Annotated in this window: 7 protein-coding genes and 1 pseudogene; 6 read left to right on the forward strand and 2 right to left on the reverse strand. The window is 69.3% G+C overall.

Annotated features, from left to right (window positions below):
• Positions 1-6: 6 nt before the first annotated feature.
• From NK1_RS09000 to NK1_RS09015, 4 genes are all read left to right on the forward strand, one after another.
• A complete protein-coding gene (locus tag NK1_RS09000) occupies positions 7-723 on the forward strand; it encodes a phosphoadenylyl-sulfate reductase (RefSeq protein ID WP_063008061.1) in 717 nt (238 codons plus the stop codon).
• On the forward strand, positions 702-1,634 hold the full coding sequence (cysD, locus tag NK1_RS09005) for a sulfate adenylyltransferase subunit CysD (RefSeq protein WP_086007204.1): 933 nt from the start codon (positions 702-704) through the stop codon (positions 1,632-1,634). Before NK1_RS09000 ends, cysD begins: the two co-directional genes overlap by 22 nt.
• The gene (locus NK1_RS09010; RefSeq protein ID WP_063008062.1) at positions 1,634-2,923 is read left to right on the forward strand and encodes a sulfate adenylyltransferase subunit 1; all 1,290 of its coding nucleotides are present in this window, start codon (positions 1,634-1,636) and stop codon (positions 2,921-2,923) included. The genes cysD and NK1_RS09010 overlap by 1 nt, the downstream gene beginning before the upstream one ends.
• 67 nt (positions 2,924-2,990) lie before the next feature.
• Positions 2,991-3,755 carry a sirohydrochlorin chelatase gene (locus NK1_RS09015; RefSeq protein WP_063008093.1) on the forward strand — a complete coding sequence of 255 codons (765 nt, stop codon included), beginning with the start codon at positions 2,991-2,993 and terminating at the stop codon, positions 3,753-3,755.
• Positions 3,756-3,800: 45 nt separating this feature from the next.
• Here the strand turns inward: NK1_RS09015 and NK1_RS09020 are convergent, their stop codons facing one another.
• Positions 3,801-4,589 (reverse strand): HAD family hydrolase, encoded by a 789-nt coding sequence (locus tag NK1_RS09020; RefSeq protein ID WP_063905939.1) that lies wholly within the window; start codon positions 4,587-4,589, stop codon positions 3,801-3,803.
• A gap of 186 nt (positions 4,590-4,775) precedes the next feature.
• Between NK1_RS09020 and NK1_RS09025 the strand changes: the two genes are divergently transcribed.
• Positions 4,776-5,537, forward strand: coding sequence for an SDR family NAD(P)-dependent oxidoreductase (locus tag NK1_RS09025; RefSeq protein WP_063008063.1), 762 nt, complete (start codon positions 4,776-4,778; stop codon positions 5,535-5,537).
• A 9-nt stretch (positions 5,538-5,546) separates the two neighbouring features.
• On the opposite strand, the gene NK1_RS09030 is transcribed toward NK1_RS09025, so the two are convergent.
• A complete protein-coding gene (locus NK1_RS09030) occupies positions 5,547-6,434 on the reverse strand; it encodes a helix-turn-helix transcriptional regulator (protein WP_063008095.1) in 888 nt (295 codons plus the stop codon).
• Here NK1_RS09030 and NK1_RS35600 point away from each other — a divergent pair.
• A pseudogene (locus NK1_RS35600) lies at positions 6,390-6,560 on the forward strand (VOC family protein); the annotation flags it as partial. The gene NK1_RS09030 and the pseudogene NK1_RS35600 sit on opposite strands and share 45 nt — an antisense overlap.
• Positions 6,561-6,735 lie beyond the last annotated feature (175 nt).

The raw sequence follows: 6,735 nt of genomic DNA on the forward strand, positions 1-6,735 counted from the left end.
TTCAGTATGGCAACCACTTTGGACAAGCTCAGCGAAGCCGAGCTGCGCAGGATCGCCGAGGACGGCGCGGCGCAGCTGGGCCCGGACGCCTCGGCGACCGAGCTGCTGCAGTGGACCGAGGACACCTTCGGTTCCGGCTATATCGTCGCCTCGAATATGCAGGACGCGGTGCTGGTGCAGCTGGCCGCGCAGGTACGGCCCGGCGTCGACATCCTGTTCCTCGACACCGGCTACCACTTCGCCGAGACCATCGGCACCCGGGACGCGGTCGAGACCGTGTACGGCGTGAACATCGTGAACGTGCAGCCCGAACACACTGTCGCCGAACAGGATCAGCTGCTCGGCAAGGATCTGTTCGCCCGCGACGCCGGTGAATGCTGCCGGCTGCGCAAGGTGGTGCCGCTGAAGAAATCGCTGGCTCCCTACAACGCGTGGGTGACCGGCATCCGGCGCGTGGAGGCCCCGACCCGGGCCAACGCGCCCCTGATCTCCTTCGACGAGGGCTTCGGCCTGGTGAAGATCAACCCGATCGCCGCCTGGTCCGACGACGAGATGGCCGCGTACATCGACCAGCACGGCATTCTCGTCAACCCTCTCGTCGAGGAGGGATATCCGTCCATCGGTTGCGCTCCGTGCACACGGAAGCCGGAACCGGGATCCGATCCGCGAAGCGGCCGCTGGGCCGGCCTCGCCAAGACCGAATGCGGGTTGCACGCCTCATGACTTCAACGGTGACCGATACACAATTCGATACCCTTGCCGCCCTCGAGAGCGAAGCCATCCACATTTTCCGTGAGGTGGCGGGCGAATTCGAGCGGCCGGTGATCCTGTTCTCCGGCGGTAAGGACTCCACGGTCCTGCTGCACCTGGCGCTCAAGGCATTCTGGCCCGCGCCGCTGCCGTTCTCGCTGCTGCACGTGGACACCGGCCACAACCTCGACGAGGTGCTGGCCTTCCGCGACCATGTGGTCGAGAAGTACGGGCTGCGGCTGCACGTCGCCAGCGTCGAGGAGTACCTCGCCGACGGCCGCCTCACCGAACGGCCCGACGGTATCCGCAACCCGCTGCAGACCGTGCCGCTGCTGGACGCCATCACCGAGAATCGCTTCGACGCGGTCTTCGGTGGCGGCCGCCGCGACGAGGAGCGTTCGCGGGCCAAGGAGCGGATCTTCTCGCTGCGCGACGCGTTCGGCCGCTGGGACCCGAAGCGGCAGCGTCCGGAACTGTGGAACCTGTACAACGGCCGGCACGCGCCCGGCGAGCACGTGCGGGTGTTCCCGCTCAGCAACTGGACCGAACTCGACATCTGGCGCTACATCGCGCGCGAGAACGTCGAACTCGCGACCATCTACTACGCGCACGAGCGGCCGGTGTACCAGCGCGACGGCATGTGGATGACCCCGGGTTCCTGGGGTGGTCCGCGCGAGGGTGAGGAGCTGGTCGTCAAGTCGGTGCGCTATCGCACCGTCGGTGACGGATCCACCACCGGCGCAATACTTTCCGATGCCGCGACCAACGACGACATCCTCGCCGAGGTCGCCGCGTCGCGACTCACCGAACGTGGCGCGACCCGCGGCGACGACCGCGTCTCCGAGGCCGCCATGGAAGACCGCAAGCGAGAGGGTTATTTCTGATGTCCGACCTACTGAGACTGGCCACCGCCGGCAGTGTCGACGACGGCAAGTCCACACTGGTCGGACGCCTGCTCTACGACACGAAATCGGTGCTGGCCGACCAGATCGACGCCGTCACCCGGGCCTCGGTCGACAAGGGTCTGGCCACCCCCGATCTCTCGCTACTGGTCGACGGCCTGCGCGCCGAACGCGAACAGGGCATCACGATCGATGTGGCCTACCGCTACTTCGCGACGCCGCAGCGGTCCTTCGTGCTCGCCGACACCCCGGGCCACGTGCAGTACACCCGCAACACCGTCTCGGGCGCGTCGACGGCACAGCTGGTGATCCTGCTGGTCGACGCCCGTAAGGGTGTCATCGAGCAGACCCGGCGCCACGCCGCGGTGATGGCGCTGCTGGGTGTGCCGAAGCTGGTGCTGGCGGTGAACAAGATCGATCTGGTGGACGATGCCGAGGCCGTGTTCGAGCAGATCGTGGCCGAGTTCACCGAGCTGACCAGCAAGCTCGGCTGGGCCGCCGAGGACGTGGTGGAGATTCCGGTGTCGGCGCTGCACGGCGACAACATCGCGTCGCGGTCGGCGAAAACCCCGTTCTACGACGGCCCCTCGCTGATCGAGCACCTCGAGTCGGTGCCGGTCGATGCCGACAGCACCGGCCGCCATCAGGTGGGGCTGCGCTTCCCCGTCCAGTACGTGATCCGCCCGCGGACGGCGGAGTATCCGGACTATCGCGGATATGCGGGACAGGTCGCCGCGGGCGTGGTGTCCAAGGGCGACGAGGTCGTGGTGCTGCCCTCCGGCATCCGGACCACGGTCGACCGCATCGACACCGCCGACGGCGAACTGCCCTCCGCCCAGCCGGGCCGCAGTGTGACCCTGCTGCTCACCGACGAGGTCGACATCTCGCGCGGCGACACCATCGTCGCGGCCGCCGACGCACCCGAACCGATCGATTCGTTCGACGCCACCGTCTGCTGGCTCGGCGACAAGCCGCTGCGGCCCGGCGCCCGCCTGCTGCTCAAGCACGGCACCCGGACCACGCAGGCCATCGTCGGCGCGCTGATCGAGCGGTTCGACGAGCAGAACCTGGCCGCCGATCCGAATCCGGAATCGCTGGCGCTCAACGACATCGGCCGCATCTCGGTGCGCGTCGCGGAGCCGATCGCGGCCGACGACTACCGGGTCAACCGCTACACCGGCAGCTTCCTGCTCATCGACCCGGCGGGCGGTAACACCCTGGCCGCCGGTCTGGTGGGCGACGTGCTGACCTCGGTCGAGGTCGGTAACTGAGATGAGTTCGGCCGGCAGGGCATTCGGGAACGGCGAGCGGTCGCTGCGGCCGTTCGCCGCGCACGCGATGCCCTCCGGCACCGAGTTCGGCGGGAACGGGCGCGCCCCGGCATTCATCGCGGTCGCACACGGGAGCCGTGATCCGCGGTCCGCGGCGACGATGTCGGCCGTGGTCGCCGAGATCGCCCGACAGCGTCCGGATGTCGACGTGCGACTGGCATTCCTGGATCTGAACACCCCGTCGGTGGAACAGGTCATCGATGCCGTTGCGGCACAGGGACATACCGAAGCCGTCGTCGTCCCGTTGCTGCTGGGCAGCGCGTTTCACGCCCGGGTGGACCTGCCCGGCATGCTGGCGGCCGCCCGCCACCGGCATCCGCTGCTGCGGATCACACAGGCCGATGTGCTCGGAACCGATGCACGACTCGTGGCGGCGTTGCGGGATCGAGCGTTCGACGCGGGCGCCGATCGCGACGACACCGGTCTGGGTATCGCGGTCGCCGCTGTCGGGTCCTCGTCCGCGGCCGCCAACCGGATCACGGCCGAGGTCGCGACGGCGCTCACGCACGGCACCGGCTGGCGGTCCGCTATCTGCTTCGCGACCGCGCAGCCCTCGCTGACCCGAGCGGTGGCGGATCTGCGCAGCCGGGGAGCCCGCCGGGTGATGGTCGCCCCCTGGTTCCTCGCCCCAGGGTTGCTCATCGACCGGCTGGCCGACGCCGAACCCGGCCTCGTGCACGCACCCCCGATCGGGCCGCACCGGCTTCTCACGGAGGTCGCGCTCGACCGGTATCACGCCGCCGGACGGCTGTCCCTCGAACTCTCGGCCTGATTCGGCCCGGCCTCGCATCGGTCGCGCGGCTTCGGGCGCGGGGGCTCATCCCCCGAACCAGCGCTCCAGCACCAGGGCCGCCCCGTCCTCGCTGATATCGGCGGTCGTCTCGTCGGCGAGCTCGTGGACCGGGGCCACCGCATTCCCCATGGCGACGGAATGCCCTGCCCAGGTGAGCATTTCGATATCGTTGTACCCGTCACCGATGGCGAGGGTCTGCTCCAGCGGGATGTCGAGGGCCAGGCGAAGTTGTTCCAGCGCCCAGCCTTTGGACACCCCCTGTTTGGAGGCGACCAGCCACGGTTCGTCCTCACCGTGCACCCAGCCGGCGCCGGGGAGATCGAGTTCGCCGACGGCGTCGATCATTTCGTCGAGGCTGCCGCCGGGCCACCAGCCGTTCAGCCGCGTGGTGGGTTCCAGGCTCAACTCCGCATCGTCGACGAAGCGGAATTCGCCGAGCCGGAAGCTTCCGGGGTAGTAGCCGGTGGCCCAGGTGCCCACGCCCACCTTCTCCACCGAGAGCACCATATCGGGCAGCAGTGCGCGCAGCGTCGCGATTGCCGGTTCCGGATCGAAGGTGTGCACAGCCAGCGGCTCCCAGTTCGAAATGTCGACGTGCACAGCGCCGTTCGAGCACAGCGCCTGACCCTCCTCGAGTCCCAGCTCCTCCATCACGAGACGGGTGGCCAGCAGGGTGCGGCCGGTGGTGATCACCACGTGGGCGCCCGCATCGACCGCGGCGCGCACCGCCGCACGCACCCGCGGGCTCATGGGTGCGCCCGGCTGCAGGATGGTCCCGTCCACATCCAGGGCAATCAGTCGAGGACTGTTCACCGAGTCATTGTCACCGATCGTGCATCTGCACTCACAGCCCCGCCTCCGTTACCCAGCGGTATACCCTCCGCTCGCTAGATGACGTATCAACTACAGGTCCGAATCCCGCCAGCTTTGCCGGCTCCGCACGACTTGACTGGCACCTGCCGCGAGATCGCGTGGCAGACAACGGATATGGAGACGACAATGGACAACCGGTTCGAATCGAAGGTCGTGCTGATCACCGGCGCGAGCAGTGGGGTCGGTGCGGCCATGGCCCGGCGCGTGGCGGCCGAAGGCGCCGCGGTGGTGCTGGGCTCCCGAGGTAAGGAGGCCGGGGATCGGATCGCCTCGGACATTCGCTCCGAGGGTGGCCGGGCGGTCTTCGTGCCGACCGACGTCACCGTGGCCGAGGACGTGGAGCGGCTCACTCGCACCGCCATCGACGAATTCGGGCGGCTGGACGCGGCATTCAACAACGCCGGGGCGGTCAACTCGTTCGGTCCGGTGCAGGACATCGACGAAAACGGCTGGCGGGCCGATCTGGAACTGAATCTCACCGGTGTGTACTTCGGCCTGCGATCCCAGGTCCCGGCACTGCTGGCGTCCGGCGGCGGGGCGATTCTCAACAACGCCTCCAACCTCGGCGTGGTAGGCATGGCCTCGGTCGCTCCGTACGTCGCGGCCAAACACGGCGTGGTCGGCCTGACCCGCGCGGTAGCGCTGGAGACAGCCGCCGAGGGCGTGCGGGTCAACGCCCTGGTCTCGGGCGCGGTGGATACTCCCGCCTTCCGCTCGTCGATGGGCGCGACCCCCGAAGGCGAGGCAGCGGTCGCGGCGCTGCATCCCCTCGGCCGGATCGCCCGCGCGGAGGAGATCGCGTCCCTGTGCGCCTACCTGCTCTCCGACGAGGCGAGCTTCGTCACCGGCGCGGCGGTCGCCGTCGACGGTGGTTTCACCGCTCGCTGAGACCGCTGATCAGCGATAGATCGCGGTGAGTTCGGCCGCCAGCGCGGCGAACTCGCGCCGAATCGGTTCGGGGGCAACGACTTCGAGGCGGCCTCCGAATCCGGCGAGCTGTTCGGCGATCGCGCGCGGCAGGTGGGCGCTGATCCGCAGCCGTACCCGGCCGTCCTCGACCGGACCGTCCTCGACGCAGTGCCGGCCCAGCCGATCACGCAGGACCGGCACGATCCCGGCATCGGCGTGCACGATCGCCGACACGTCGCCGCGGCGGCGTTCCATCTGTTCGACGATTTCCGACCACGCCCGCGCCAGGTCGAAATCCACCGGGACGACGGTGACGCCGTCTTCGACGGTCACCTCGCTCATCCGATCGACCCGATAGGTCCGGCGCCCTCGGTCGGTTCCGGCTATCAGGTACCAGACCGCGTCCTTGTCGACGACGCCCCACGGCTCGACGACACGTTCGCGACCGGCCGGACCGTAGCGGAAGCGGACAGGTCGCCGCCGGGTGACGGCCTGCTGCAACAGCACGACCTCCGCCGGCTCGGCGTGCGGCTGCCGGCCCCAGCCGGCCGGATCGATCAGCGTCGCCGCCGAGGCGGCCAACGCCTCCTCACGAAACGTCTCCGGCAAGGCCCGCACCAATTTTCGCAGCGCCGATCGGGTGGCCGGAGAGCCCGAGGCGGCCGGACCGAGCAGCAGGAACAGCGCCCGAGCCTCGTCGACTTTCATTCCACTGAGATCGGTCCGGGCGCCGCCGACCAGCGCCCAGCCCCCGCCGCGACCGGGCTGCGGATAGACCGGAACTCCGGCCGACGACAGCGCCTCGAGGTCGCGGCGCGCGGTCGCCACGGAGACGCATCCCTGCGGCGGCTCCGCGAACTCGGCGCCGCCGAACATCAGCCCGTCACCGAACGCGGTCCGGGCTTCGTCACCGCCTCGGTGGTCGACCCGTTCGGCAATCTGCTCGGCCTCATGTCCAACCAGCACTACCTCGACGTCCTGGAGCAGCACACGGCCTCGTAGCCGCAGGTCCGGCATCGGCGGCCGAACCCGCTCGGTGAACTGTGTCAGTGACCGAAACCGCCGGCGTGGAAACCACCGCCGAGCCCGCCGCCCAATCCACCACCGTGGAAGCCACCACCGGGGGTGGCGCCCAGGCCGGGGTGGCTCGGCGCGACGATGCCGGGGCGCACGGGGG

The organism is Nocardia kruczakiae NBRC 101016, from assembly GCF_001612965.1.
Taxonomy (GTDB): domain Bacteria; phylum Actinomycetota; class Actinomycetes; order Mycobacteriales; family Mycobacteriaceae; genus Nocardia; species Nocardia kruczakiae.

Bases quoted from the DNA above. Each gene is read 5' to 3' on its own strand.
- cysD (WP_086007204.1), top strand. From the start codon at position 702: ATGCGGGTTGCACGCCTCATGACTTCAACGGTGACCGATACACAATTC.
- NK1_RS09025 (WP_063008063.1), top strand. From the start codon at position 4,776: ATGGACAACCGGTTCGAATCGAAGGTCGTGCTGATCACCGGCGCGAGC.
- NK1_RS09015 (WP_063008093.1), top strand. From the start codon at position 2,991: ATGCCCTCCGGCACCGAGTTCGGCGGGAACGGGCGCGCCCCGGCATTC.
- NK1_RS09030 (WP_063008095.1), bottom strand. From the start codon at position 6,434: ATGTTCGGCGGCGCCGAGTTCGCGGAGCCGCCGCAGGGATGCGTCTCC.
- NK1_RS09010 (WP_063008062.1), top strand. From the start codon at position 1,634: ATGTCCGACCTACTGAGACTGGCCACCGCCGGCAGTGTCGACGACGGC.
- NK1_RS09000 (WP_063008061.1), top strand. From the start codon at position 7: ATGGCAACCACTTTGGACAAGCTCAGCGAAGCCGAGCTGCGCAGGATC.